Origin of the sequence: Caballeronia sp. LjRoot34, from assembly GCF_964253815.1 — a bacterium.
Taxonomy (GTDB): domain Bacteria; phylum Pseudomonadota; class Gammaproteobacteria; order Burkholderiales; family Burkholderiaceae; genus Caballeronia.
Genome location: NZ_CAXUSB020000001.1, coordinates 2,833,816 through 2,859,868, shown reverse-complemented (window position 1 = coordinate 2,859,868; position 26,053 = coordinate 2,833,816). Strand labels below are relative to the sequence as shown.

Genomic DNA, 26,053 nt, shown 5'->3' with positions numbered 1-26,053 from the left:
GCTTTCGTCATCGCCTAGCTGTTCACCCCAACGCCCCTTCTGTACCGCGCGGAAATACGCGGCTAAAGCGCTGCGTCCTTATACGCGTCCTATCGCCGCAGCAGGACGACCCGGCCGTGCCATCTTCGCGATGCCGCCTTCAGCGCCGCGGCATATCCCCCATCTCCTTCGGTTCTCCTCCGACTCGCTCCCCAAAATTCTCTCTTGTAAGTGAGAATGATTCGCAATTACAATGCTCGGGACGACAGGAGGTCCACATGACCGAAACGACGCCCGATTCCAGCCGGGCACAGCGCGCAATGTCCGCGAACGCCGCACGGGTGATCGAGACCACGCGCCGAGCATGGCTCGCCGCAGCGGCGCAACCCATCAGCGATATCAGCGACATCGCGAAGCAGCCCCGGCCGCCCCGGTTTTCACGTCGTCCGATAGTCGCAAACCTTGCATTAGCCATGAATTTCTGGAGTACGAGACCGCTGTGATTGCTACCCCATCTCCCTTGGCCAAGTCCGTCAGCCCCGCCGCCGTTATTGACGCATCCGACGCGTTCGATATTCCCGATCAGCGCATGCACGACGCCAGCCGCTTTCCGCTCGTGCGCTTGCGCCGGCGCGCAGTGCAGCCGGGCTATGCGTTCGGCTGGGGCGCCGAGATGCAGCGGTTGTTATTGTTGACGACGCCGTTCGTGATCGTGTCGGAACATGACGCCGATGAAACCGCCGATGACACGCGCCTGCGCAGCGCCTGGCTACGTTCCCATCGGGAAACACTCGCCCTTTTTTGCCGCGGATTCATAGTGATCGAGCCGAGGATAGAAGCGCGGGCGTCGACGCGGGAAGCCGTGCGCGCCGCGACCGAGGGCAGTGGCGTGCGAATGGTCGTGGTGTCCAGCATGCGAGTGGCCGGCGAACTCACGCCCGTGCTGCTCAAACATTCGACAGGCGATCTGGAGAAATCCCGATCAACCGATAAGCCGCGCTTGCAGATGCCGTAGCGTCGCAGCCTGTGTTGAAACGAAGGCTGGCGACGTGGCGGAGCCGCTCATCGCGCGGTCGACTCAGGGCCGTCCCTCTCTAGCAGCGTCCCACGGCCTGAACTATGCTCAGGAGCAATTCGCTTGGCGCCTGAGAATGATTAGGCGCGGCGTTCCGCTACCAGACATAGGTTCAGACAGGGGTTCGAATGCCGACTTATCGTGAAGCTCACCGCCGTTCGATCGAAGATCCGGAATCGTTCTGGGGCGAACAGGCAAGGCGCATCCATTGGGAAACGCCGTTCGAGCAGGTGCTTGATCGCAGCAATCCGCCGTTCGCGCGCTGGTTTGTCGGCGGCAAGACCAATCTCTGCTATAACGCCGTTGATCGGCATCTCGCCGCCCGCGCGCAGCAAAACGCGCTGGTGTATGTATCGACGGAAACGGGCATCGAGCGGCGCTACACCTACGCCGAGCTGCACGCGGAAGTGAACCGCATGGCTGCTGTCATGCGCTCGCTCGGCGTGAAACAGGGCGAGCGTGTCCTGATCTATTTGCCAATGATTCCCGAAGCCCTGTTCGCGATGCTCGCCTGCGCGCGGCTCGGCGCAATCCATTCGGTCGTGTTCGGCGGCTTCGCGGCCCCGAGCCTGGCGGCGCGTATTGATGACGCCACGCCTGTGCTGATCGTTACCGCCGACGCCGGTGCGCGGGCAGGCAAGGTGATCGATTACACGCCACTTGTGGACGAAGCGCTGGCACGCGCCACGCATAAGGTGCCGAAGGTGTTGTTGATCGACCGCCAGCTCGCGCCGGAACGGTTGCAGGCGCCGTATCTGGTTTCCTACGAGCCGTTGCGTGAACAGTTCTTCGACGCGCTTGTTCCATGCTTATGGCTCGAATCGAACGAGCCTTCGTACGTGCTCTACACGTCGGGGACGACCGGCAAGCCGAAGGGTGTGCAACGCGACGTGGGCGGATACGCGGTGGCGCTGGCGGCATCGATGGAACATATCTTCCAGGGCAAGCCTGGCGACACCATGTGGACCGCGTCGGACGTGGGCTGGGTGGTCGGGCACAGCTACATTATTTATGCACCGCTGATTGCCGGCCTGACGACCGTCATGTACGAAGGCACACCGATCCGCCCCGATGGCGGCATCTGGTGGCGGATCATCGAGCAGCACAAGATCAACCTGATGTTCACCGCGCCGACCGCGTTGCGCGTGCTCAAGAAGCAGGACCCGAAGCTGATGGAACAGGCGGATTTATCCAGCCTGCGCACGCTGTTTCTGGCCGGCGAACCGCTGGATGAACCCACGGCGCAGTGGATTCAGGGCGCGCTCAAAAAGCCCGTCGTCGATAATTACTGGCAGACCGAAACCGGCTGGCCGATGATCGCGATTCCACGAGGGATTGAAGCGTTGCCGCCGAAGCTCGGATCGCCGGGCGTACCGTCGATGGGCTTTGCATTGACCGTGCGAAACGAGGCGACTGGCGATATCTGTGCGCCGGGCGAGAAGGGCGTGATCACGCTTGATTATCCGTTGCCGCCGGGTTGCATGCAGACGGTGTGGGGAGACGATTCGCGCTTCATCAAGACGTACTGGGAAAGCGTGCCGGGGCAGCAACTTTATTCGACCTTCGACTGGGGCGTGACCGATGAAGACGGCTACGTATCCATCCTCGGCCGCACCGACGACGTGATCAACGTGGCGGGGCATCGGCTGGGCACGCGCGAGATAGAAGAGGCGTTAAGCAGTCACCGGGCCGTGGCTGAAGTGGCGGTGGTGGGCGTGGCCGATTCGGTGAAAGGGCAAGTCGCACTGGCCTTCGTCGTTTTACGCGATGCCCAGGCCTTGGAGGCAGAGGGCGCGCGTGAAGCGCTTGAGGCCGAACTTTGTCGAAGCGTGGATGCGCATTTGGGTGCGATCGCTCGTCCCGCCAGAGTCCATTTCCTGGCGATGCTGCCGAAGACCCGGTCGGGCAAGTTGCTGCGGCGGGCGATTGCTGCGTTGGCCGAAGGGCGCGACCCCGGCGATCTGCCGATGATCGAGGATGCCGGGGCGCTGGTGCAGGTGAAGGAGGCTTTGTCGCGGTAGCGGCGCGTCCTTTTTATTTCACCAAAGCCCTCAACTCACGCTCCGCCCGGGGCGTGAGCCGCTGCGCTTCTTTCGTGAGATTGACCTGCATGGTTGTCTCCGCAATTTCGTGAACCGCTTGCTCAAGCTGGTACGTGCCTTTTGCCTTGAGCCAGTCCATGACTTCCGCCAGATGCCATATTGCGGTGCCGCCCTCGTGCACCGGCGATGGAAAGGTGTTCGCGTTCGTGAGCATCAACTTGCGCATGTTCTGCCGCGTGACGCCGATTGCGTCGGCGACGTCGGTCAGGCCGACAAAATCCGGTGAAGCTTCCACCAGAGTGGCGGACGGAATGGCCGACTTGACATCCTTCAAGGCGCTCATGAGCGCCGCTTGTGCGCTCTCTGCTTCCCGCGTGAACGCCAGCGCAATTCGCCCCGGCTGACCAACACCGATCAATGCGTCGTCGCATCCTGCGGCACCGAGACGTCCGATCAACGCTTCGTGATCGCAGTCGCTTTCCGATAACCGGTACTTCAATGTGAACGTGTATTCCATGGTGTTGCCTTAATTGAGACCGTTGATTGTCCGGAAACCTTGTCTGACTGAAATGTGCAGTTGTCGACCACGCGCTTGATGGCTCGCGCATGATTCACCGCATTCTTCGGCGTGCTCCACACACTGGTGATACAAAACTCGCCGCAGCGGCACTCGGCCGCGTTGTAGGGGCAATAAATTCGCCCCCACGCATGGCTTCCTCCTTGTTCGACGCGCCAGCCATGCGTTTCCGCGTGCCGCAATGCTTCTTCAATTTCCTTCTTCTGATGCTGTGATCGAGTCATCGTTAGCCCCATGATAGAGGCGCCGCCCAAGGTTGTCAAGTGACAACCTTGGGCGGCGCCTGGAACGTCGAAACGAAAACCCGTTTTGGAGTTGTGCGTTCGTCGGTCGACTGTGTGTCCTGCTCACATGACCGTGATCATTACGCTTTTGCCGTTACCATTTTTTCCTTCGCATCCCGGGTATTCGGCAGCAGGATCGTCAGGACTCCGATCAGCGGCAGGAACGAACAAACCTTATAGACATAGTCGATGCTCGTCGCGTCAGCCAGATGGCCAAGGACCGCTGCGCCTATGCCGCCCATGCCGAACGCGAAGCCAAAGAACAGCCCCGCCACCATGCCGACCTTGCCGGGAATCAGCTCGGTGGCATAAACCAGGATGGCGGAGAACGCGGACGCCAAAATCAGCCCGATCACCACTGACAACACGCCGGTCCAGAACAGGTTCGCAAACGGCAGCATGAGCGTGAACGGCGCGACGCCCAGGATGGACACCCAGATCACGACCTTGCGGCCGATCCTGTCGCCCACTGGACCGCCCACGATCGTGCCTACCGCCACGGCCGCAAGGAACCAGAACAAATGCACCTGTGCGGTTTCCACCGGCAAATGAAACTTGCTGATCAGATAAAACGTGAAGTAACTGCTGATGCTCGCCAGATAAAAGTACTTCGAGAATACGAGCAGCATCAGGACCGTCATGGCGAGCACCACTTTATTGCGCGGCAATGCCGACACCGCGACCGAAGCACGGGCTTTCTTCACTGCCGGGTGGCGTTGGTACCAGCGGCCAATGTTGGTCAACACGAAAATCGCGAGCAGCGCCGCAGCCGAGAACCACGCAATGCTGCGTTGCCCATGCGGCATCACGACCAGTGCGGCCAGCAAAGGCCCGAGGGAACTGCCCGCATTGCCACCGACCTGGAACACCGACTGCGCAAGCCCGTGGCGTCCGCCCGACGCCATGCGCGCCACCCGCGAAGATTCAGGATGAAATATCGACGATCCGCATCCGACCAGCGCCGCCGCTACCAGCAATACCGGGAAGCTTCCGGCCATCGACATCAGCAACAAGCCGCACAGCGTAAAACCCATGCCGATCGGCAGCGAATACGGTTTCGGATGTTTGTCGGTATATAAGCCGACCAGCGGTTGCAGCAGCGACGCCGTGATCTGGTAGGTCAGCGTAATCAAGCCGATTTGCCCGAACGACAACGAAAACTCGCTTTTGAACATCGGGTAGATGGCGAGGATCAGCGACTGGATCATGTCGTTGAGCAAATGCGCAAAACTGATCGCGCCGAGCACGGAGAAGGCCGTGCGCGCAACGGCAGGGCTCAGGGCGGGTGCGGCGCCGAGCGCGCTTTTATCGATACTTGTCTGCATGATGATGGCTGGAGGTTGTCTCTCGTCGTATTTCGTTATCGGGTAGAAGCGGGTCGGAAGCGGGTCAGAAGCCCCCGAATGCGCCGTCTCCTGATAATTTTAATGTGTCCGCTACGCATTGTCCGGCCAAAATTTGTCGCGAAACGGACAGCAGTTCGCCCCTGCGTGGAGCCGGTGCACCCGCTTTTGGTGAGATCGACATGAATTTGTAACATGTAGCAGAAACACATCTAAAGAAGCCCCGTTTCCCGCCGTAGACCATTGATGTAGCCGTGCGCCCCGCCCAAGAAGCAGGCCGCGCGATGCCAATCAAAACTGGGGAATTCAATAGATGAAACCGTTTTCGCAGCTGGGCAATCCCGGCGCCGGATTTATTCCCGACGGCGGCGCCAAGGCCGCCGCCCGGGCGATGGCCAAGATCGCCGGCACGAGCGGACGGTCGTTGTCCGTCAAGGCGTCGCTGCGCCTCGCGTTCGCGTTGCTGCTGGTCGGCACGCTGGTTATCGGCGTGATTGCGCTGACGCAGATCAGCCGTCTCAACGGTTCGACCGAATCCATTTATCGCGAGGGATATGTCGCCAGCCGCGACGTTGAGGAACTGCGCAGCGCCGTGCTGCGCGCGAGCCGCTCGCAAAAGATGCTGCTCACCGCGACCACCGCGAAGGAGCGCGACGAACTCGGCGCGGATATCGAACATGCGCTCGCCGATATAGGCCGCGGGCAACATGACCTGCAAAGCTACGCGGACCCCACGGGTGACCAGAAGCGCCTGGCGACCGCCGTTGGTGCGTGGAGCACCGACCTGCGCAGCTTTGTCAAGCTGGTGAAAGAACAACCGCTCGATCTGACGCAGATGAACTGGCAAGTGGGTATTGGGGACGTTTCGCTGCTGGTGGCGACGGGCAAGCTGGAAAAGCTCGTGAACGCGCTTATCGAACAGCGTGGCGCGGCGGCCAAGGCGACTATCGAATCGGCGGCTTCCATTTATCACGAATCGTTTGTGATGGTGGCCCTTCTGACGCTCGTGCTGATCGTGCTGGCGTTCGCGGTGAGCGAATGGGTCGTGCGGCGGCTCGCGAAACAGCTCGGCGGCGAACCGGTCTACGCAATGGAAATTGCGAGCCGGATCGCGGCGGGCGACCTGTCGAACCGCATCTCGATCGCGAAGCGCGACAACACCAGCATGCTCCACGCGCTCTCCGGCATGCAGAAGGATTTATCGACGACGGTCGGTGAAATCGCGGCCAGCGCGGAAGCGATCGCGTCGGCGTCAGGCGAAATCTCGCAGGGCAACGTGGACCTGTCGCAGCGCACGGAGCAACAGGCCGTCGCGCTGGAAAAGACGGCGTCGAGCATGGAGGAGTTGACGTCCACCGTACGCCAGAACGCCGAGAACGCTAAGCAGGCGAGTTCGCTGGCTTACAACGCGTCCGAGATTGCTGAGAAGGGCGGCGTGGTGGTCGCACGCGTGGTGGCGACGATGGAGCAGATCAACGCAAGCGCGAAGAGTATTGGCGACATCATCGGGGTGATCGAAGGCATCGCGTTCCAGACCAATATTCTTGCGCTCAATGCTGCCGTGGAAGCGGCGCGCGCAGGTGAAGAGGGGCGTGGGTTCGCGGTCGTCGCGGGCGAAGTGCGGAACCTCGCGCAACGTTCGTCGGCGGCGGCGAAGGAGATCAAGGGCTTGATCCACACGTCGGTGGCGCGTGTTTCCGATGGCTCGACCTTCGCTCACGAAGCGGGCGCTACCATGGAAGAGGTCGTGAGGGCGGTCAAGCGCGTGACGGACATCATGGGCGAGATTTCGGCGGCGTCGGCGGAGCAGAGCAGCGGTATCGAGGAAATCAATCTCGCGGTGACGCAAATGGACGCGGGCACGCAACAGAACGCGGCGCTGGTCGAACAGGCCGCCGCTGCGGCGCAGTCGCTGGATGACCAGGCACATGCGTTGAAACAACTGGTTGGGAAGTTTCAGTTGGCGTGATGTAACGCGGTGTACACGCTGATTGAACGAACGCGGGCTTGCTGAACCGCAAGCCTTTGTTCTAGAATTCGCGACGGGCGCGGCAGGGCGCCCGGTCTCGCGAAAGTGAAAACACCTGTCACGCGTTATCGCTTCATCTGGATAAACCGCAACGTTGAACCTTTAGCCGCAGCGAGAACGGCGCAACAAGGAGAAACGTCATGTGGTCAACATCCTGTCCTCGCTTTGCCAATTCTGAACTCACCAACACCGAATTTCTTCGACGCCACGCGCGCCGGCTGCTTCGTCGCGCTCATGCGGACAATACAAGCATGGCGATGCCCGTCGTGCGCCGCTTGCTCGCAGCGGGCGTAACCCGTGCCGAGACGCTCGCGCAGCTTCATAAAACGCGCACTGAGGTTCAGCTCAAGCACGTATTGAACATGCTGGCCGTCGAGTTGGGTCATGCCGGCTGGGATGCTTGCAAGCCGGCGCTTGATACGCGAGAGCCTGCCGTCATCGATCGATACCGCTTCGATGCCGGCGCTTTCGGCGATTACGAGAAGGTGTGGTTTGCCGGCGCCGGCGCCGCGCGTGAATGGCAGAGTGCGCATGGCGGGTACATCGTGGAGTACGGCGATCAGGCGGTGGCGATACTCTGGCGCGAGTGAGGACGGACGCGAGGACAAGCGCGAGGACGAACAACTCGCCATCGCGCTGCCGGTTCGTGATCATGAACCCGCAGCGCACCGGCTAAAGCGCAAAAAACGCTAAAGCAACTCCACTTCCTTCCAGTCCGCGTTAGAAAAAAAACGGCTCAGTTCTCGCATGAGTTCATTCAGCGCGGACATTTCCGGCTGCGTGATCTTGCGGACGTGCTGCGCTTGTGTCCAGTCGCCATAAAGCATGGCGACGGTCGAGCCGTTCGCCTTCACGGGCAGCAGCACGAACGCGTGGGCATCGCCGAATGAAGGTTTGAACCAGCGCGGCAAGCGGGCCTCAATCCGCGGATCGCGAGCATTCTCGATAAAAATCCCGACCGGGTTCGAGATCGCCAGATGGAACACGTCAGGCTCGAACGCCGCGGGAAATGTCAGCGACGGCAGCAGCCTGTCCACGCCCGTGCCAAGTCCAAGACGTGCGTGGAACTCATTGTTGGACTGGCGCACGAATACCACGGTGCGCGAAAACGTTAGCCCGGCCAGCACAGCTTCCGACGCCAGCGCAAGCACGGCGCCCAGCGCGTTCTTCGACGGCAGCGAGCGCAAATCCTCAAGCCCCGCGGCAATCCGCGCTTCCGCCGATAACCCCGCGCGCGCGATGGCATCGGCGTCCGCGCGCAGTTCCACGATCTCCCGCATCACGCCGTCGTTCGAGTCCTCGTTCGCGAGCGCGAGACTCATCGCGGCGAGCGTAGAGGCGTCGGTCAGCAACGCGCGGCTGTAACGGTTCGCGATATCCACCAGCGACGACTCGCGATGTGTCCCGTCGACATGCTGCGCGGTGAGCGCATCGGCGACTTCGGTGGAATAGTTGGTGACGGCTTGCAGCCAGCGGACATGGCGCGGCGTTTTTTCATCGATAGGGGCGAGCGGGTCGCGGGTCAGCATGCCGGTGCGGATGGTCTCCGGCAGGCGCCAGCGGTCGGCGGCTTCCATGCCGATTTCCTCGAAGGTGACGCCGAGCAGCGTGCTGCATGCGAGGCTGTCGCTGATACGTTCGGCCGTGGCCTTGCGGCGCAACTGATCCCACTCGGTCTCGAGATAGAACGCCACCAGCAGCTTGCCGATCTGACGCATCAGCGTGCAGACCACCGCTTCTTCCGAGGCCCGGAACTCGCTGTGCTCGGTCACTTGCCGCGCAACGGTGCCGGACAGCAGCGTGCGATTCAGTTCGAGCTTGGCGTCAATGCGTCGCGGCGCGCTTTGATGAAAGTGATCGACCAGTTTCAGCCCGACCACCAGATGGCCGACCGCGTCCATGCCCAGCACCATCAACGCGCGCGTCACGGTGGTGATGTTGCCGCCGAACGAGATGTACATCGCGGAATTGGCGAGGCGCAACACCTTCTGCGTGAGGCCGAAGTCGGATAGAACGACCTGGACCAGGGCGGTAAAGTCCAGGTCGTCGTCGCTCATTGCGGACACAGTGGTGCGCAGAGCCTGCGAGAGCATCGGAAAGTCTCCGCGCTCGCTCATTTGGCCCCACAGCTTGTCCAGTAATTCGGCTTTGGAATTGCTTGCCATGCGATTGGTGTCAATGCCTTACACGTTCCGGACCGGATGCCCGGAACGGCTTGAATCGTCGACCTGGGTCGAAGTGTAATGCGCGGAAAAAAGCCTGCATAAACCTCGCATAAACCTCGCATAAACCTCGCATAAACCTTATAACGGCGCGTTCACACGGAAGCTTTACAGCAGACGATTATGAAATGCTGCAATAGTGCCGGTCATTAGCCCCTGCCGGCGCAAAAACGTGACGGTATCTTATAAAGGTGCCTGGAGAAAGAGCGATTTATCCTGAAAGCAACGCATCAGGTCGCCGGCGGGCAGGGCTTTGCTGATCAGCCATCCCTGGATCTGATCACAGCCCATCTCGATCAACAGTTCGCGCTGCGCCTCCGTTTCCACGCCTTCCGCCACGAGTTCGAGCCCCAGCGATTTTGCCAGGCCCACGACCGCGGCCACAATGGCCCGGTTGTTACGCGAGGTCAGCAGGTTTTCGATGAAGCTGCGATCGATCTTCAGCTTCGACAGCGGGAAGCGCTGCAGATAGGACAGGCTGGAATAGCCGGTGCCGAAGTCGTCGACGGCGAACGCAATGCCCAGCGCCGCCAGCGTTTCGAGCAGGCGGGTAGCTTCTTCCGGATCATGCATCAGCAGGCTTTCCGTGATTTCGAATACCAGCCGGCGCGGATCGAGGCCGGTCAGTTGCAGCGCATCTTTCACGTTCTGCGTAAAACGTTTGTCGCGGAATTGCTGCGGCGAGACGTTCACCGAGACATAGTCCAGCACGAAACCTTCGCTGTCCCATTGCATCAGTTGCATGCACGCGGCCTTGAGCACCCAGTTGCCAAGATAGTTGATCAGGCCGATCGATTCCGCGAGCGGAATGAAAGCTGCCGGGGGAACGAGGCCGTGCACCGGATGCTGCCAGCGGATCAGCGCTTCGACGCCGACCACGCCGCCGCCGCGGCTTTCGGTGATCGGCTGGAAGTGCAGCGAAAACTCGCCGTTGCGCACGCCTTCGTAAAGATCGCCTTCCAGGTTCAGGCGCGCGGCGTTGCGGGGGTCGTTGTCGGGAACGTGGAACACGACAATATTGCCGCCCGAGGTCTTCGCCTGCGCCAGTGCGTGGTCGGCCATGCGCAGCAGGCTGCTGCTGGCTTGCTCGACTTCATCGGGGAAGATGGCGGCTCCAATGCTCGCCGACAAATGCGTATGTTGTCCGCGGTACCGGTAGGGTTGCGCAATCGCGCTCAACACTCGTCGCGACACATCTTCGGCCGCCGCGGCCGCTTCGGCTGAGGTGCCTGCCGAGAACAGCACGGCGAATTCGTCGCTGGCCACGCGCGCCACGCGTTCGCCGGCGCGTGCTGCATGCTGTATCCGGCGGGCGGTCTCGCGCAGCATGTCGTCGCCGGCGTCGTAGCCGAGTGCGCGATTAATGCGCTGGAAATCGTCGATATCCACCAGCAGCAACGCCGCATGCGTGCGCGTGTGAACGGCCTCGGCCTGGGCGGCATCGAGCGCGCTTTTCAGCGCTGTCAGGTTCTCGAGGCCCGTCAGCGAATCGTGATGCAGCGCGTGTCGCAGGGCGGTTTCGCGGTCGTGCCAGTGCGAAATCTCAAACGCGGCGAGCGCGAAGCCGGGCAGATCCGGCGTGTGCGTTGCGAGGACCCGCAGTTCGACGAGGATCGGCGTGGTCAAGGATTTCAGCAGATGCAGCGTCGCGGTCTCCAGCTTGCCGCTTTGCTGCGCGCGCGCGACGAGCGCATCGAGTTCATCGGTTTCATGCGAGGGCACCAGCTCGTGCAACGTGAGCGAGCTCAGGTAGTCGCGGTGATAACCCAGGAACTCGATGCTCCCCGCCGATACATAGCAAAACCGCAGCGACGCATCCACTTGCGCCAGGAAATCGACGGCGGCAAGCGTGGCTTCCGTGGCGACGCCTAGGGCGGGCTCAGCTTCATTCACCGCCGCCGGATGCAGCAGGTGAAGCGGCGCGGGCGAAGCCGAAGCCGGGACGGCCCATCCTGTTTTAGTCTCCCGTGCACGGTGCGGCATCGTCCCGGGGAGGGGGAGCGGCAGAGGCAGAGGGTCACCTCGGCTACCCGTGGCCAGCACGGGAGCAGGCGTGGCTTCCACTGTAGCGAACCTGACGATGCAGCCTGGCAACGTGGTCGCGATCAACGTCCTGACAGTCGCGCGCACGGCGACGCTGGTTTGGCCGGCTAGGGCGATCCATGCACTCAGGCGCTGGGCGGTGATCCGTTTTACTGGCATGTTTCGGTTATAGCCTGTCTGATTGCGCGCCGGGCCGGTAGGGGCGCGGCGCACGCTGTCCGGCCAAGCGCGCTGCATCGGGAATGTGCTGACGATGGTCCGGCAATGCGGGCGTGAGCCACCGGAAGATCCGGTAACCGCGACTCGGACGCGTTCTTTGCAAGTTAACGGTTATGCCCCGAAATTCTTTAGGGCAATAGCGGAGCGTCCGCGAGCCACGGCCCCGGCGGGTTTGACGCAATTTGTCGGTATCGCGATTTGGGGTAGAGTGCGCGTTGATAGTTGCAAATTCTGAACCGGTCAGTTGGTCCGTCGAGCGTGGTGTCGGGCTATCGTCTGGCTGTTGTCCGACCGCTTATTGCGCTCTTGGGTGTTTGTAATTGTGTTTGTAAGTTTGATCTTTGAGCCAATCTCTCAAGCTGGTTGTTTGAGCTAACCGCTGTCTGGCCGCCCCATTCAGTCAACACCGTTCCATTGCTGCACTCCATGATCGCGTCCCCAAGCCGATTGCCGAAGCCGGCCCTGAAGCCAGGCGTATTGAACGCGCTGAACGCACGCATTGTGTCGTGCGAGGTCTCGGCGACAGCCGGCCACCGCATTGAGCCTGCGGTCTTGCATGAACACAGCAGGTCCATTCATGCCGGTTGATCGGAACCCGGTCCGGCGCGCCGCGCGCAACGCCGTGGGCAGTCCTGTGGCGAAGACCAAGGCCAAGCTTGCAGCGCCCGGTCTTCGCGAGCCGGAAAGTGTCTATCTCGGCCGCCAGCCGATCATCGATCGCGACGGTGCGCTGCATGCGTACGAACTGCTTTTTCGCGACAGTCCGGATAATCGCGCGCGCATTTTCGACGACGTGCAGGCCACTGCCCATGTTGTCACGCGAACGGTTGGCGAGATCGGTTTGTCGGCGGTGCTGGGCGATTACCGCGGCTACGTGAACATGAACCGCGACCTGCTGTTCGACGACATCGTTCATATCATGCCGCCCGAGCGTTTCGTGCTCGAAATTCTGGAAACCGTCACCTTCGACGCCAAGCTTTTCAAGCGCTGCGCCCAGTTGCGCGCGGCAGGCTTCCAGTTCGCACTCGACGACGTCGTGTCGCTCACCCAACCCCTGCACGAGGCGTTGCCTTACGTGGATTACGTGAAGGTCGACTTCCTTGCCGCCCGGCGTGCCGATCTGCCCGAACTCGCGGCAACGCTCAAGCAACATGGCAAGACGCTGATCGCAGAAAAGATCGAAACGCATCAGGATTTCGAAGAAGCCCGCAAGCTCGGCTTTGATCTCTTTCAGGGTTACTTCTTCGCTCGTCCGCAAGTGCTTGTCACGCGTCGCTCGAATCCGTCGCGCACGGCATTGCTGCGTCTTCTGGGCGTGCTGTCGGGCGAACCTGATATCAGCGAACTCGAGGCCGAGCTGAAGCTCAATCCGAACGTGGTCGTGCAGTTGCTGCGGCTGGCCAATTCGAGCGCGTTCAAATTGAGCCGGCCGGTGTCGTCGCTGCGCGAGGCCATTGCTGCGACCGGCATCCGGCAGATTTCGCGCTGGACCCAGTTGTTGCTCTATGCTGATGGCCGTCACTTGCCGTGGCGCTCGGATCCGCTGGTACAACTGGTCGGGACACGCGCGCGTTTCATGGAACTGGCGGCGCGTGTCATGCGGCCATCGAGTGAGGAATTCGCCGATGCCGCCTTCATGACGGGCATCTTTTCGCTCGTGCATGTGGTGGTCGATTTGCCGCCGGTCGAGATCATGGATCTGCTGAAGTTATCGAAAGAAATGAGTGCTGCGATCGTCGATGGCCGCGGTCCGCTCGGTGCGCTGTTGCGACTCTCGCAGGCGGCGGAAAGAGGCGATGCGCCCGAGCTCGATTCAAACATTGGTTCAGGCGTGGATTTCGAGGTGTTGACCCCGGCTGTGCTCGCCGATCTCCAGTTCGAGGCGGCTACGTGGTTCGGCGCGCATCGGGTGGAGTAGGTATTGTAGGTATTGCGGTTGCTGCGTTTGCTGCGTCAGTGGGTCGTCCCCGGGGCTGTTCCGGGTTGTTCCGTTGTTCGTCCTGTCGTGCGCGCGTCACGAAAATAGAGGAGTCTCATGAAGCGAAAATTTGCTGGGAGAATGCTGGGTGTGTCCCTGGGCGCAGCGTTGGCGGTGTACGCGCTGGTGGCTTATGCAACCCTGAAGCCCGGCGATCATGCGCCGGTGTTCACAGCGCAGGCGTCGCTTGGCGGCAACGTCTACAAGTACTCGCTCGCGGACGAACTGAAGAAGGGGCCCGTGGTCCTTTACTTCTATCCGGCTGCGTTCACGAAGGGCTGCACGATCGAGGCGCACGAGTTTGCTGATGCCGTCGATGAATACAAGGCCCTGGGCGCCACGGTGATTGGCGTGTCGCACGACAACATCGACACGTTGAAGAAGTTTTCGGTGAGCGAGTGCCGGAGTAAATTCCCGGTCGCGGCCGACGGCGATGCGAAGATCATCAAGCAATACGATGCGACCATGCCGCTGGTCAGTACCATGGCCAATCGTGTGTCATACGTGATTGCGCCGGACGGTACCGTGATCTATGAATATACGAGCCTGTCGCCGGACAAGCATGTGGCGAACACGTTGCAGGCGCTGAAAGACTGGAACGAGAAGCACAAGACCCAATAACGTAACCAGTCCTGTAAGGTTTTGATCGATGCCGATTATTGTTGCGCTCGTTGTTCTGGTTGCCGTGATCTACGGTGCGTTCTGGTCGTTTCACGCGTTATCGGCGGCGTTTGGTGTGAGTGTTGCGATTGGCGTGGCGGTGATCGCGGGGCTGATAGTGGTGAGCAATGCTGTGTATTTCTGGCTGCGGTGGAAGGAAGTCGCGCCGAATGTTCACGACGGCGACTGGACGCATGAACTCAAGCGGGATTGGGGCGGCGTGCGGCTCGCGGCGGCGAAGCGGTTGTGCGAAGTGCGGGTAGGCGGGCAGGTCGGCATGTATATCTTTGCGGACCTGCATGGAGCGCGGATGGAACCGGGCGCGTCAGGCGCGTCGGCAACAACGGGCGCCTGGCAAGTCGCGCTGAATGTGAAGGATACGACGCAGCCGCGCTGGAATCTGCCGATGCAGGATCGGCGCGAGGCGCACAAGTGGTGCCGGATTTTGGACAAGGCCGCCGCTCAGACTTTGTAACGGGCTGCTCGTTCGCGTCAGCGTTTAGTCAGTCCAGATACGGTCCCTGGCCGAATCCGGACTGACTCACTGCCGAAAGCGGAGGGTGCGCTACATGTGATATCCCATGTCACCGCGCACTTTGCCGCGAAACACCCAATACGACCACACCACATAAAGCACGATAACGGGTAGCAGGAACATCGTCCCGATCAGCAGGAACTGCTGCGAAAGGGGCGTCGTGGATGCATCCCACAACGTCACCGACGGTGGCGCGATGAAAGGCCAAAGGCTGATCACAAGACCCGTGAAGGCCAGGAAGAACAACCCGATCGAGCACATGAACGGGACGACTTCCTTGCGTTTCTCCAGCGCCGACCACAACGTCCAGACCAGCAACACCGTCAGCACCGGCACCGGCGCGAACACGAAGCTATTCGGGAAACTGAACCAGCGTGCCGATATACGCGCGTCCTTCAGTGGCGTCCAGATACTGATCAGCAAGATAAACGCGATGACACCGAACAGCACTTTCTTCGCCATGCCTCGGGCCCATTCCTGCAACTCGCCTTCCGTTTTAAGCACGAGCCAGGTCGTGCCCTGCAGCGCGTAGCCGAAAATCAGCCCGGCACCCGTCAGCAGCGGAAACGGCGCAAACCAGTCCCAGCTTGTGCCGGCAAACACGCGCCCGTGAATGGGAAAGCCCTGCATGAACATGCCGAGCACAACGCCCTGCGAGAACGTCGCGATCAGCGAGCCGTAGCCGAACGCGCCATCCCAGATCCACTTGCGCGCGCCGACCACTTCGCGGAATTCAAACGCCACGCCGCGAAAGATCAAGCCCAGCAGCATCAGCAGGATCGGGAAATAGACCGCCGGCACGATGATCGCGAACGCAAGCGGAAAGACCGCGAGCAGGCCACCGCCGCCAAGGATCAGCCAGGTTTCGTTGAAGTCCCAGACGGGGGCGACGGAGTTGATCATCAACTGGCGTTCAACGGGGTCGCGGCGCAGCAGGAACACCATGCCCACGCCGAGATCGAAGCCGTCGAGCAGCACGTACATGAATACCGCGAGCGCGAGGATGGCGGCCCACATCGGTACGAGGTCGAGCATCATGATCTCCTGGAAGGGGGAACGACGTCGTCCGGGCCGACGGATTTGGCTGCACTCACGCCGCCCGATGCATTAGCCGATGCATTGGCCGATGCCGCCGATAACGGCCGCGCCGCGCGCGTTTCCGGTTGCAGGAGGTCGCTGTCGGTATCGGCGTGTTCGTCGGCGGGGCCGATCCGCACAAGCCGTCGCAGCAGGATGAAGCCCGAGCCGAAGATGACGATATACGCCAGCACGTAAAGCAGCCACGAGAGCCCGACATCGCCGGCTGTCAGCGACGGCGTGACCGAGTCGCTGGTCCGCATCAGTCCATACACGGTCCACGGCTGGCGGCCGGCTTCGGTCGTCGTCCATCCCGCCAGCACGGCGATAAACCCGAGCGGCATGCCATACGTGGCGCAACGCAGCCAGCGCGTACTTGTCTCGAGTTTGCCGCGTGCAAACAGCACAATGCCGGAGAGCACCAGCGCGAACATCAGCAACGCGATACCGACCATGATCCGGAACGCGAAGAACACCACCGCCACGTTCGGCCTGTCTTCACGCGGGAAGTCCTTCAGGCCGCGTACCGTGCCGTTCGGATCGTGCGTGAGGTAGATGCTGCCGAGCACGGGTATCGAAATTTCGAAATCGTTGCGCTCGTTGGCCTGGTCGGGAATAGCGAAGAGTGCGGCGGGCACGCGCGAACCGGTGTTCCACAGACCTTCCATCGCCGCGATCTTGGCCGGCTGATGTTCGAGCGTGTTGAGACCGTGTGCATCGCCGATAACCATCTGAACCGGCACCATGATCACGAGAAAGATCAGCGCCATCTTGGTCATCACGCGGCTTTCCTCAAGCGCGCGACCTTGCCGCAAATAAAGCGCGCCGACGCCGAGAATCACGAACGCGGCCGTCACCAGGAAGGCGCTGACCGTATGGCCGAGACGGTAAGGAAAGGAGGGCGTGAAAATGGCGTCGAAGAAACTCGTCACTTCGAAGCGGCCGTCGGGAAGGATCTTGTAGCCCGCCGGAGTCTGCATCCAGCTATTCACCGCGAGAATCCAGAACGACGAAATCACCGTCCCCGATGCGACAAAAACCGCTGCGAGCACGTGCGCCCATTGCGGCACGAGCTTGCGCCCAAACAACAGGACGCCGAGGAACGCAGCTTCGAGAAAGAACGCGGTCAGCACCTCGTAACCCATTAGCGGGCCGATCACGCTGGCGGTGGCATCGGTGAACCGGCTCCAGTTGGTGCCGAACTGGAACGGCATCACGATCCCCGACACCACGCCCATGCCGAATGAAACCGCGAATATCTTCAGCCAGAACGCAGAAAGGCGCCTGTACACGTCCCGTTTGCTTATCCACCAGAGCAATTCAAGCGTTGCGATAAAACACGATAAGCCGACCGTAAAGGCCGGCAACAGGATGTGAAACGCAATCACCCAGGCAAACTGGAAACGGGATAGCAAAACGGCATCGAACTCCATGAACACTCCGCGCGAGAAGTTTCAAATGGGTTGATTCAGTGGCACGTCAGCGTTGTGCCGTGCTCGTTGTGGCGGTGTTTCACGTATCAACTGCTGCGTACTGGTTTAGATTAAAGCAGGTTTTCGTGAAAGGACGTTTTTATTTCGCGTTGTCCTTTGAGGATGCATTCACTGCTCGAACGGATTGACGGAGCGCATAAAGGCATTCGCAGCAAGGCCGCTGCGGGTTATTTCAGCTTTTCGTATTTCTTATATGTTGACGCGAAAAGCGGCGTAAAAGGCGCTGAAACCGGCTCGAATGCCAGTAGATTGTGGTCGACCGCAAGCGGCTCATTCGGTCTATCGTTATAATTACGCTTCTATTACATGCCGCAGGGACGACCCTGCGCGCCTCAGTTACATCGGGGACGGCCCCGTTTTTCGACGGGAGTTTCTTGTGTCCTGGTTTCTATTGCTGATCGCGGGCCTGCTTGAAGTGGCGTGGGCCGCGGGTCTCAAAACCTCCGAAGGTTTCACACGGCTCTGGCCGTCGGTGTTCACGCTGGTCACAGCCACCGGCAGCTTCGTGCTGCTGGCGCTGGCGATGCGCCAGTTGCCGTTGGGTACGGCTTATGCCGTGTGGACGGGTATCGGCGCGATTGGCGCGTTCGTGTTTGGAATTGTCATGCTGGGCGAAGCGCTGACGGTTGCGCGAGTCGCGAGCGCTGCACTGATCGTGGTCGGGTTGATTGGATTGAAAGTATCGTCAGGACATTAAATCCGATGATTTAGCGCATTGCAGCGGCCTTTTGTCACGGCCCATTCCCGACCTATTCCTGGATCATTAAAGGGATCGCAAAAATGACCGTTAAAGAGTACAAGGCGGAGTTCAAGGCCGCGTGTGCTGCGATTTCGTGATTAAGGGCTGAATCAGGAACGTTGGATGCTGTACACGTCGACATATGGCGCAATGCATCAACGCGCTGCGCGTGGCTATAATGACTTTCAGTTGTCTTGAAAAATTCACCGGGTTCGGTAGTCTTTTCGTCAGGTGAACCCGGAACAGCGCCAGAATAAGGTGGGCCGGGTCAATACCGGGCCTATCGGGCTGCATCCATTTATCCCCAGCCCGTCGCCGGGCAGCTTGAGCGGCGGGTCAGGCATTCGTAGCCAGATGTGCCGGAATCTCCGGCGCTCGGGCACGGGGCGAGCAGCGCGCAAGGAGACGGTCATGCTTGAAGCACTTTCGCTGGCAGCGGGTCTTTCGTGGGCCAGCGGGCTGCGACTGTACCTGACGGTTTTCGTCGCGGGGCTGTTCGAGCGCATGGGACTGGTCCACTTACCCGACACCCTCGCGGTGCTGGGTTCTCCGTGGGTGATCGGCGTGGCGGCAGCGCTTGCCGTGGTCGAGTTTTTCGCCGATAAAATCCCCGCCTTCGACTCCCTCTGGGATGCCATCCACACCTTCATTCGCATTCCGGCCGGCGCCGTGCTGGCCGTTGGCGCGTTCGGTCACGCCGATCCGGCGCTGCTGACTGTTGCCGCGCTCGCCGGCGGTACGCTTGCGGGTGCCGCGCATCTGGCGAAAGCCGGCACGCGGGCGCTGATCAATTTATCGCCGGAACCGGTGTCGAACTGGGTGGCATCGGCGACCGAGGATTTCGGCGCGTTGCTGGGCATCACGCTCGCGTTGTTCGTGCCGTTGCTGTGCCTGGTCCTGATCATCGCGTTCCTGTTGTGTGCCGGCTGGGCGTTGCCACGGATCGTAAGAGGCGTGCGCGGCGGCTTCGGGCGGATGGCCAAGCACATGGTGCCCAGCGTCAGCGCACGGGTGAATCCGGGCGTCGGCCGGTTCAGGAGCAAGCACGATTGAGTACGAGTAGCCTGGACGGCGAGTTGAAGCGGGATCCGAAGCAGGATTCCAAGCAGGATCCGAAGCAGGATTCAAAGCAGCAAGGACTGAGCTTCACGCAGATTGCGCGCCAGTCGTTGCGAATGACCGCGCGCGACTGGCGTGCGGGCGAGTTGACCATGCTCATCCTGGCGCTGGTGCTGGCGGTCGCCGCGCTCGCGAGTGTCGGGTTTCTCGGCGACCGGATGCGCCAGGGGCTGGAGCGGGATGCGCGGCAGATGATTGCCGCGGATTTTGTCGTTCGCGCCGATCATCCGGTCGATCCCGCGTTCGCCGCAGAAGCGGCTCAACTCAAGCTCGAGACCGCGACCACCGCGATTTTTCCCAGCATGATCAGCGCGGGTGTTTCGGGAAATGCGTCCGCCACGCCTGTTGCCCGTCTGGCGGCGTTGAAGGCCGTTTCGCCTGGGTATCCGTTGCGCGGCGCGGTGAGCATTGCGACTGCTGCCGATCAGCCCGGCACGCCCACCACCTCCATTCCCGCGCCCGGCACTGTCTGGGTCGACCCCGCGTTGCTCGATGCGTTGAAAGTGCCTGTCGGCGGCACCGTCCGCGTGGGTACGCGCGCGTTCAAGGTGGCGGCGGTCATCACGCGCGAACTCGATCGCGGGTTCTCGTTCGTCAGCTTTTCGCCGCGCCTGATGATGCGCTCCGATGAACTCGTGTCCACCGGCCTCGTCACGTTCGGCAGCCGCGTGACCTATCGGTTGCTGGTGGCGGGACCGGATGCGCAGGTCAAGCAGTTCGCCACGTTCGCCCGCGCAAAAGTGGACGATGGCAAGCTGCGCGGCGTCGCGCTCGAATCGTTGCAGGACGGCCAGCCCCAAGTGCGTCAGACCATCGACCGCGCCAGTCATTTCCTCACGCTCGTCTCGCTGCTCACCGCGCTGCTCGCGGCGGTTGCCATCGCGATGGCCTCGCACCGTTTCGCGCGCCGGCATCTGGACGGCTGCGCGGCCATGCGCTGTCTCGGCGTGAGCCAGGGGACGTTGCGGTCTTTGTTTATTGGTGAATTCCTGCTGGTCGGGTTGCTGGGCAGCGCGGTAGGTGTGGTGCTTGGCTTCGGCGGCCATCTGGTACTGCTGGACTGGCTGGGAACACTCGTCGATGTCGAATTGCCGCCGCCCAGCGTCTGGCCCGCGTTGCAGGGGATTGCGACCGGACTGGTGCTGTTGCTTGGTTTTGCTGTGCCGCCGTTATTGCCGCTGACGCGCGTGCCGCCGATCCACGTCATTCGCCGGGAACTCGGCGATGCCGGCCGGGTAGCGTGGATCGCCTACGGCGTGGGCGTGCTGCTGTTCGCCGGCCTGCTCGTGCTCGCGGCGGGCGAATGGAAACTGGGCGGGATCGTGGCGGGCGGATTCGCGGGCGGTCTGGTGGTGTTTGGCGGCATTGCGCGCGTGGCGCTTTGGGCCGCCGCCCGGTTTGTTCGAAGCGAACGCGTTGGCGCGGGCGTGGGCTGGCGGTACGCGCTGGCGTCGCTGGAGCGGCGCAGCGGCGCGAGCGCGCTGCAGATCACGGCGCTCGGCATCGGCCTCATGTGCCTGCTGCTTATCGCGATGACGCGCAGCGACCTGATCGCGGGCTGGCGGCAATCGACGCCGCCGGACGCGCCGAACGAATTTCTCATCGATGTCCAGCCTGACCAGCGCGCCGGCGTCGCCGATTACCTCTCGCAACATGGCCAGGCCGACGCGGTGTTGTCGCCGATGGTGCGCGGTCGCCTGATCGCCGTGAACGGCAAGCCGGTCAGTCCCGACAACTACGAAAAGGCCGACGCAAAGCGTCTGGTGGACCGCGAGTTCAACCTCTCGTACACCACCGAACTACCCAGCGATAACCGCGTGGTCGGCGGCGACTGGTACGGCACGGACGCAAAGGCGCAGGTATCGATAGAACAGGGGCTCGCGAAGATCATCCACGTGAAACTCGGCGATACGCTGCGTTTCGACGTCGCCGGCATGCAGGTCGAAGGGCCAGTCACGAGCCTGCGCAAGGTTGACTGGAATTCGTTCAAGGTGAATTTCTTTGTGCTGATGCCGCCGCCGTCCATCAGCGATCTGCCCGCGACGTTCATCACCAGTTTCCATTTGCCGCCGGGGCAGCAGGGTTTGATCGATGGCTTGATCAACAAGTATCCGAGCGTGACCGCCATTGATATCGCGCCGATTCTCGCGCAGATCCAGCGCGTGCTGGAGCAGGTGATTGGCGCTGTGCAGTTCCTGTTTGTCTTCACGCTCGCGGCGGGCGTGCTCGTGTTGTACGCGGCGCTGGCCGGTACGCGCGACGAGCGTGTGCACGAGTCCGCGTTGCTGCGCGCGCTCGGGGCGTCGCACAAGCAGGTGCGCTCGGTGCAGACCGCGGAGTTCGTGGCAGTGGGCGCATTGAGCGGGCTGATGGCGGCGCTTGGCGCACAGGGAATCGGCTGGGTGCTGGCGACGTACGTGTTCGAGTTTCACATCGATTTCAACCCGTGGCTCGTGCCGGCGGGCATCGTGGCGGGTGTCGTGTGTTCGGGTGTGGGCGGCTGGATGAGCCTGCGCCGCGTATTGTCGCGGCCGGCGCTGCAATCGTTGCGGGATGCCTGACCGAGGCCCGGATAACGCGTGGCCGTGCGTCACCCGCCAAACACCAGACGAACCCCGCAGCGCTCCTTCCCCCGATAACCCCAAAGAAAACGCATGACCGAAGCAAATATTGAACAAGCGCCGCAACCCACGGCATTTGAACTCGTTGGCGGCGAGGAGCGCGTGCGTGCGCTCGTCGACCGGTTCTACGATCTGATGGATCTCGAACCGGACTTCGCGGCTTTGCGCGCATTGCATCCTCCCACGCTCGAGAATTCCCGCGATAAATTCTTCTGGTTCCTGTGCGGCTGGATGGGCGGCCCGGACCATTACATCAGCCGCTTTGGCCATCCGCGTTTGCGCGCTCGGCATATGAACTTCGCGATTGCATCGCCGCAACGGGATCAATGGCTGCGCTGCATGGCGTGGGCAATGGAAGATACCGGCCTCGACGCGCCCTTGCGTGAACGCCTCCTCACCTCTTTCTTCGATACCGCCGACTGGATGCGCAACCGCCCGGGTTAAGGCACCTTGGCGGGCCGCCCGCATAATACGGGTTCATTTCAGCCGGTGACAGACCAGGAGACTTCCCCATGAGTACACGCGCGTTGTTTCGCGAGGACGCCTATTTGACGCGCTGCGAGGCGACGATCACGGCTATCGACGAGCTTGGCATCCATCTCGATCAAACCGTGTTTTATCCGCTGGGCGGCGGTCAGGCCGGTGATGCCGGATCGCTGACGCTTGCTGACGGCACGCGCATCGAAATAACGGACACCCGCAAGGCCAAGTTCGAAGGCGCGACGCCGGATGACGCCGTCCACGTGCCCGCGCCGGATCAGGACGCGCTGCTCGCGAAGCTGAACGTGGGCGATCGGGTGACGGCCGAGATCGATTGGGAGCGCCGCTACCGGCACATGCGCCTGCATACGGCGACGCATCTGCTGTGCGCGGCATTACCTTATCCCGTCGATGGCTGCAGCATCACCAGCGGCTACGCGCGCATGGACTTCGCGACGGTCGAACCGATCGAACGCGAGGCGCTGGAAACGCGCTTGCGTGAGCTGATTGGCGGCGCCCATCTGGTGGCGACCGAGTGGATCACCGATCAGGAAATGGAAGAGCGTCACGAGCTCGTCCGCACCATGAGCGTGAAGCCGCCGGCCGGCATGGGGCGTGTGCGTTTGTTGCGCATCGAAGGTATTGATTTGCAGCCGTGCGGCGGTACGCATGTGCGTAACACGAGCGAGATCGGTGAGCTGCGGATCGCGAAGGTGGAGAAGAAAAGTGCACGCACGCGGCGTCTTGTAATCGAGTTTGCGTGATGCTCGACGCACGCGCTCAAGCGGTGCTCGACGCGTGGTTCGGTGCGCCGGATTCGGCGGAGTACGGTCACGCGCGCCGTGCCTGGTTCAAGAAGAATGCGACCTTCGATGCCATGCTTCACGAGCGCTTCGGCGCTTTGATCGAGGAGGCATTGGAAGGTCGGCTTGCATCGTGGTGCGCTACACCGCTCGGCGCGCTGGCATTGATCGTGTTGCTCGACCAGTTCACGCGCAATTGTTTTCGCAACACGCCGCGTGCATTCGCCGGTGACGCCGAAGCGTTAAAGCTGGCTCGCATGCTGGTCGATACGCGCGGCGAGCTCACGTTGCCGACGATTCATCATCGCGTGTTCGTGACCATGCCGTTCGAGCACGACGAGACGCTGGCAAGCCAGCGCGAAGCTGTGCGTCTGCACCAAGCACTCTTCGATGAAACCGGCGACAAGGACATCGAAGACGGGCTGAAATACGCGCTGCGCCATGCCGAAGTGATCGAGCGATTTGGCCGCTTTCCGCATCGCAACGTTATCCTCGGCCGCGAATCAACAGCCGAAGAACGCGCATGGCTCAAGCAGAAGGGCGGTTTTTAGCGTCCAAACGTTTTAACGCCCGCCCGCCACGTCGAGCAATGCGCCGGTCACATACGCCGACGCATCCGACAACAGCCACACAATCGATTCCGCCACTTCATCCGCCGTGCCGGGCCGCCCCAGCGGCGCGAGCGAGCCCAGCTGTGCCGCACGATCGGGCTTGCCGCCGCTTGCGTGAATCTCGGTATCGATCAAACCAGGCCGCACCGCATTCACGCGCACGCCTTCCGGACCGAGTTCTTTTGCGAGGCCGATCGTCAAGGTATCGATGGCGCCTTTCGATCCGGCGTAGTCCACGTACTCGTTCGGCGACCCAAGCCGCGCTGCCGCCGACGACACATTGACGATCGACCCGCCCCGTCCGCCGCGTTTGGTCGACATGCGCCGAGCCGCTTCACGCGCGCAGAGATACGCGCCGAGCACGTTGGTATCGAAGACGCGTTTCATGCGCGCGATGTCCATGTCGGCCAGCGCGGAACCGGGCGCGACAATGCCCGCGTTGTTCACGAAGCCGTCGATAGGACCGAACGCGCGCACGGTTGCATCGAACAGGGCAATCACATCGGCTTCTTCGCAGACATCGCCCTGGATTGCGATCGCCTGGCCACCGGCGGCTTGCGCGCGGGCGACGGTTTCATCGGCGGCGCTGCGGTTGGTCGCGTAATTCACGCCGATCGACCAGCCACGCGCCGCGCACAGCAAAACGGCGGCACGGCCAATGCCGCGGCTGCCGCCCGTGATCAACACTACCCTCGACATCGTCAAATTCTCCGTTGGGATATCAAACAGCGTCGCGTTTCTCGGGCCAGCGGTCTACCAGCGGCGGTTCATACGCGTTGAGCGCTTCGATGAGCTTCACGGGATCGGCGTTCACTTGCAGCATGTCGAGGAACGGCGCGCGCATGAAACCTTCTTCCACCGTATGGCGCAGCATGGCGAGCAGCGGATCGTAATACCCGTCCACGTTCAGCAGCGCGACCGGCTTCTCGTGATAACGAAGCTGCGCCCACGTGTAGACCTCGAACAGCTCTTCGAACGTACCGACACCGCCGGGCATCGATACAAACGCATCCGCGAGATCGGCCATTTTCTTCTTGCGTTGATGCATGTCGGGCACGACGTACAGCTCCGTCAGACCTTTATGGCCGACTTCCTTGTTCATCAGCAATTCGGGGATCACACCGATGGCGCGGCCACCGAGCGCCAGGACTTCGTCAGCGATGGTGCCCATCAACCCCACGCTCCCGCCGCCGTAGACCAGCGCGAGATCCGCTTCGACCAACGCCCGGCCAAACGCTTTTGCCGCTTCGGCATAGACCGGTCTGGCTCCATTGGCGGAGCCGCAATATACGCAGACTGCTTTCATTAAATAGGTTCCTTAGGCGCGCCGTCTTCCTTGGGCGCGCGGTAATCGGCAAAGACGCGTTCCGGCATTTTCCCCGACACGAGGTCATCGAAAATCTGCCGTGACCGGCCACGGAGATACGGCGCCATCATCGAGATGATATGCAGGCTCGCCTGATGCAATTCCGAGCGGATGGTTTCCTGCTCGTTATATTTGCGCGGGTTCATGACGAACTGGTACGACAGCCAGTACGTCGCGATCACCCCCATGTTGGTCGCGATCACCTTGATTTCCGCGGGCGTTGCGACCATTTCGTGATCGGCTACGAGTGCGTCGCACAGTTGCTGCGCGAAGTTGACCTTGTGGGTGATGATCTGTTTGAAATGCGTTTCCAGCGTGCGGTTTCGTGCGAGCAGATCATTCAGGTCGCGATACAAAAACCGGTACTGCCACAGGAAATCCGCCATGTACTGCAGGTACGACCACATCTCGTCAATTGTCGGACGATGGTCTTCGGGAAAGCGCAGCCGCTTTTCGATCTGCTGTTCGAACTGCGCGAAGATGCTGTTGATGATGTCGTCTTTGTTGCGGAAATGGTAGTACAGGTTACCTGGACTGATTTCCATCTCTTCGGCGATGGTAGTCGTCGTGACGTTCGGTTCCCCGATATCGTTGAACAGCTTCAGCGACAGTTCGAGAATCCGTTCACGGGTGCGGCGGGGAGGTTTGGCTTCCATGTCGTCCGGACCTGGTTGACCGGTTCCGGGTGGGGGCGGCCTGAGGCGGCCTGCGTGACGGCGTCACGAACCCGGAAATCGGTGGCTATCTTGAATATCGGA

At 61.5% G+C, this 26,053-nt stretch carries 24 protein-coding genes; 14 read left to right on the top strand and 10 right to left on the bottom strand.

Features of this window, described 5'->3' with window-relative positions; genetic code table 11:
* The first annotated feature begins 257 nt into the window (after positions 1-257).
* From ACSQ36_RS12805 to ACSQ36_RS12795, 3 genes are all read left to right on the top strand, one after another.
* Entirely contained in the window at positions 258-482 is a 225-nt protein-coding gene (locus ACSQ36_RS12805; protein ID WP_213767413.1) for a hypothetical protein, read from the top strand.
* Complete coding sequence (locus ACSQ36_RS12800; protein ID WP_436182150.1) at positions 479-994, top strand: hypothetical protein; 516 nt, start codon at positions 479-481, stop codon at positions 992-994. The genes ACSQ36_RS12805 and ACSQ36_RS12800 overlap by 4 nt, the downstream gene beginning before the upstream one ends.
* A 188-nt stretch (positions 995-1,182) precedes the next feature.
* Entirely contained in the window at positions 1,183-3,075 is a 1,893-nt protein-coding gene (locus tag ACSQ36_RS12795) for a propionate--CoA ligase (protein ID WP_436182149.1), read from the top strand.
* A gap of 13 nt (positions 3,076-3,088) precedes the next feature.
* Here the strand turns inward: ACSQ36_RS12795 and ACSQ36_RS12790 are convergent, their stop codons facing one another.
* The 3 genes from ACSQ36_RS12790 to ACSQ36_RS12780 form a co-directional block, all read right to left on the bottom strand.
* On the bottom strand, positions 3,089-3,613 hold the full coding sequence (locus ACSQ36_RS12790) for a helix-turn-helix transcriptional regulator (protein WP_436182148.1): 525 nt from the start codon (positions 3,611-3,613) through the stop codon (positions 3,089-3,091).
* On the bottom strand, positions 3,592-3,897 hold the full coding sequence (locus ACSQ36_RS12785; protein WP_255631641.1) for a hypothetical protein: 306 nt from the start codon (positions 3,895-3,897) through the stop codon (positions 3,592-3,594). The genes ACSQ36_RS12790 and ACSQ36_RS12785 overlap by 22 nt, the downstream gene beginning before the upstream one ends.
* A 140-nt stretch (positions 3,898-4,037) precedes the next feature.
* Complete coding sequence (locus ACSQ36_RS12780) at positions 4,038-5,282, bottom strand: MFS transporter (protein WP_436182147.1); 1,245 nt, start codon at positions 5,280-5,282, stop codon at positions 4,038-4,040.
* Between the two features lie 331 nt (positions 5,283-5,613).
* Between ACSQ36_RS12780 and ACSQ36_RS12775 the strand changes: the two genes are divergently transcribed.
* On the top strand, positions 5,614-7,269 hold the full coding sequence (locus tag ACSQ36_RS12775) for a methyl-accepting chemotaxis protein (RefSeq protein ID WP_213767409.1): 1,656 nt from the start codon (positions 5,614-5,616) through the stop codon (positions 7,267-7,269).
* A gap of 200 nt (positions 7,270-7,469) precedes the next feature.
* On the top strand, positions 7,470-7,919 hold the full coding sequence (locus ACSQ36_RS12770) for a hypothetical protein (RefSeq protein WP_436182146.1): 450 nt from the start codon (positions 7,470-7,472) through the stop codon (positions 7,917-7,919).
* A gap of 99 nt (positions 7,920-8,018) precedes the next feature.
* Here the strand turns inward: ACSQ36_RS12770 and ACSQ36_RS12765 are convergent, their stop codons facing one another.
* Positions 8,019-9,494 carry an HDOD domain-containing protein gene (locus tag ACSQ36_RS12765; RefSeq protein ID WP_436182145.1) on the bottom strand — a complete coding sequence of 492 codons (1,476 nt, stop codon included), beginning with the start codon at positions 9,492-9,494 and terminating at the stop codon, positions 8,019-8,021.
* Positions 9,495-9,734: 240 nt separating this feature from the next.
* Complete coding sequence (locus ACSQ36_RS12760) at positions 9,735-11,753, bottom strand: putative bifunctional diguanylate cyclase/phosphodiesterase (protein WP_436182144.1); 2,019 nt, start codon at positions 11,751-11,753, stop codon at positions 9,735-9,737.
* A 637-nt stretch (positions 11,754-12,390) separates the two neighbouring features.
* On the opposite strand from ACSQ36_RS12760, the gene ACSQ36_RS12755 reads away from it, so the two are divergent.
* The 3 genes from ACSQ36_RS12755 to ACSQ36_RS12745 all read left to right on the top strand — a co-directional run bounded on the left by ACSQ36_RS12755 (position 12,391) and on the right by ACSQ36_RS12745 (position 14,926).
* The gene (locus ACSQ36_RS12755; RefSeq protein ID WP_436182143.1) at positions 12,391-13,731 is read left to right on the top strand and encodes an EAL and HDOD domain-containing protein; all 1,341 of its coding nucleotides are present in this window, start codon (positions 12,391-12,393) and stop codon (positions 13,729-13,731) included.
* Positions 13,732-13,848: 117 nt separating this feature from the next.
* Entirely contained in the window at positions 13,849-14,412 is a 564-nt protein-coding gene (locus ACSQ36_RS12750) for a peroxiredoxin (RefSeq protein ID WP_213767406.1), read from the top strand.
* Positions 14,413-14,440: 28 nt separating this feature from the next.
* Positions 14,441-14,926, top strand: a complete 486-nt coding sequence (locus ACSQ36_RS12745; protein WP_436182142.1) for a hypothetical protein — start codon at positions 14,441-14,443, stop codon at positions 14,924-14,926.
* A gap of 90 nt (positions 14,927-15,016) precedes the next feature.
* Here the strand turns inward: ACSQ36_RS12745 and cydB are convergent, their stop codons facing one another.
* Together cydB and ACSQ36_RS12735 are read right to left on the bottom strand one after the other, a co-directional pair.
* A complete protein-coding gene (gene cydB, locus ACSQ36_RS12740) occupies positions 15,017-16,024 on the bottom strand; it encodes a cytochrome d ubiquinol oxidase subunit II (protein ID WP_213767404.1) in 1,008 nt (335 codons plus the stop codon).
* Positions 16,021-17,496, bottom strand: coding sequence for a cytochrome ubiquinol oxidase subunit I (locus tag ACSQ36_RS12735; protein WP_436182141.1), 1,476 nt, complete (start codon positions 17,494-17,496; stop codon positions 16,021-16,023). The genes cydB and ACSQ36_RS12735 overlap by 4 nt, the downstream gene beginning before the upstream one ends.
* Positions 17,497-17,932: 436 nt before the next feature.
* Here ACSQ36_RS12735 and sugE point away from each other — a divergent pair, with 436 nt between their 5' ends.
* The 6 genes from sugE to ACSQ36_RS12705 all read left to right on the top strand — a co-directional run bounded on the left by sugE (position 17,933) and on the right by ACSQ36_RS12705 (position 23,869).
* Positions 17,933-18,253, top strand: a complete 321-nt coding sequence (gene sugE, locus ACSQ36_RS12730) for a quaternary ammonium compound efflux SMR transporter SugE (RefSeq protein WP_213767402.1) — start codon at positions 17,933-17,935, stop codon at positions 18,251-18,253.
* A 453-nt stretch (positions 18,254-18,706) separates the two neighbouring features.
* A complete protein-coding gene (locus ACSQ36_RS12725) occupies positions 18,707-19,348 on the top strand; it encodes a DUF4126 domain-containing protein (RefSeq protein ID WP_436182140.1) in 642 nt (213 codons plus the stop codon).
* A gap of 122 nt (positions 19,349-19,470) precedes the next feature.
* Entirely contained in the window at positions 19,471-21,975 is a 2,505-nt protein-coding gene (locus ACSQ36_RS12720) for an ABC transporter permease (RefSeq protein ID WP_436183165.1), read from the top strand.
* Positions 21,976-22,068: 93 nt separating this feature from the next.
* Entirely contained in the window at positions 22,069-22,479 is a 411-nt protein-coding gene (locus ACSQ36_RS12715) for a group II truncated hemoglobin (RefSeq protein WP_213767401.1), read from the top strand.
* A gap of 68 nt (positions 22,480-22,547) precedes the next feature.
* Positions 22,548-23,279, top strand: coding sequence for an alanyl-tRNA editing protein (locus ACSQ36_RS12710; RefSeq protein WP_436182139.1), 732 nt, complete (start codon positions 22,548-22,550; stop codon positions 23,277-23,279).
* Positions 23,279-23,869 (top strand): DUF924 family protein, encoded by a 591-nt coding sequence (locus ACSQ36_RS12705; protein ID WP_436182138.1) that lies wholly within the window; start codon positions 23,279-23,281, stop codon positions 23,867-23,869. The genes ACSQ36_RS12710 and ACSQ36_RS12705 overlap by 1 nt, the downstream gene beginning before the upstream one ends.
* Positions 23,870-23,881: 12 nt before the next feature.
* Here the strand turns inward: ACSQ36_RS12705 and ACSQ36_RS12700 are convergent, their stop codons facing one another.
* The 3 genes from ACSQ36_RS12700 to ACSQ36_RS12690 are packed head-to-tail and all read right to left on the bottom strand — an operon-like array spanning position 23,882 to position 25,951.
* Positions 23,882-24,628, bottom strand: a complete 747-nt coding sequence (locus tag ACSQ36_RS12700) for an SDR family oxidoreductase (RefSeq protein ID WP_436182137.1) — start codon at positions 24,626-24,628, stop codon at positions 23,882-23,884.
* 22 nt (positions 24,629-24,650) lie between these two features.
* Positions 24,651-25,235 carry a TIGR00730 family Rossman fold protein gene (locus tag ACSQ36_RS12695; protein WP_436182136.1) on the bottom strand — a complete coding sequence of 195 codons (585 nt, stop codon included), beginning with the start codon at positions 25,233-25,235 and terminating at the stop codon, positions 24,651-24,653.
* Positions 25,235-25,951, bottom strand: coding sequence for a TetR/AcrR family transcriptional regulator (locus tag ACSQ36_RS12690; protein WP_213767396.1), 717 nt, complete (start codon positions 25,949-25,951; stop codon positions 25,235-25,237). Before ACSQ36_RS12690 ends, ACSQ36_RS12695 begins: the two co-directional genes overlap by 1 nt.
* Between the last annotated feature and the right edge of the window lie 102 nt (positions 25,952-26,053).